1 protein-coding gene and 1 pseudogene are annotated in these 1,113 nt (G+C 53.8%); one reads left to right on the forward strand and one right to left on the reverse strand.

What is annotated here, in order from left to right; all coding sequences use genetic code 11:
- The coding region (locus A3754_RS23775) for a TonB-dependent siderophore receptor (protein WP_231880766.1) at positions 1-570 on the reverse strand (570 nt) is incomplete at its 3' end.
- 287 nt (positions 571-857) lie between these two features.
- Between A3754_RS23775 and A3754_RS23780 the strand changes: the two are divergent.
- Positions 858-1,113: pseudogene (locus A3754_RS23780) on the forward strand (RNA degradosome polyphosphate kinase); the annotation flags it as partial.

Below are 1,113 nucleotides of genomic sequence, written 5' to 3' on the forward strand. Positions count from 1 at the left end.
GGGGCCAGTGATGTCTGCCGCCAACTGCTTTCGGTCATAGGAGCCCACCTGGGCCCAGATCTCGCCCTGTTGCCGGGCCTTTGGCAGCTTGGAGACAGTATTCACAATACCCCCCAACTCCGCCTGTCCATACAAAACAGAAGACGGTCCTTTCAGGACTTCCACCTGCTCCAGTGCATAAATGTTCGGACGCACGCTGTTGTAACTGCCGTACAGGGAACGCAGCCCATCCTTGTAGAAAGAAGCGTCGAGACCGCGCACTTTCACAAAGTCACCACGGGTATCAAACCCGAACGCACCAGAATAAACACCGGAAGAATAGACCAGGGCATCCTGAATATTCTTGGCCCCGGTATCCTTGATGAATTCTTCATTCACTACGGTAATGGAGTACGGAGTCTTCTCTACCGCCACATCCAGCTTTCCAGCTGTCGCCGCTTTTCCCTCGGTAATATAGCCGTCACCCTCCTGGACATCGGCATTCACCTCCACCGCAGGAATCACATTGGCTTCAGAGGTTTCTTCAGCCTGTACAGCCAGAGGGATCAGTGAAAGCAGGCACGCTCCCACCAGCGGCGCGCCCCAAATCGCGCGGTATTGACAAACCATCGGCAAACTCCAAATATAAAGCGAACAATAATGATTCGCATTATATTTACATATACCCATTCAAGGAAGAGCCGGCGCTCCCACCCACGCCCCTCGCCGATGAATAGCGTTCAGCCCCGCTATTTGCGCCCGCCCGGATCAGGCGTACTGTGAAGGTATTCGGAATTCTTCGCCCCCTGTCATCACCGTGTCACATTAATGTCATGGAATAAGGGCCCATCTTCAAAGGTTCCGGTCAGGACGACACCATGAATTCTTTCTCCAGTGAACAGGGCGTCAGCGAACACGGCGTCACCGACCTCAACAACGACGACCTCAACAACCCGGATTACTACCTGAACCGGGAGCTCAGCCTGCTGCAGTTCAACCTGCGCGTCCTTGAGCAGGCCATGGACGAGAATCATCCCTTGATGGAGCGGCTGAATTTCCTGCTGATTTTTTCCAGCAACATGGACGAGTTCTTCGAAATTCGCGTGGCTGGCCTGAAGAACAAACTGGAAACCC

Source organism: Alcanivorax sp. HI0083, assembly GCF_001635175.1.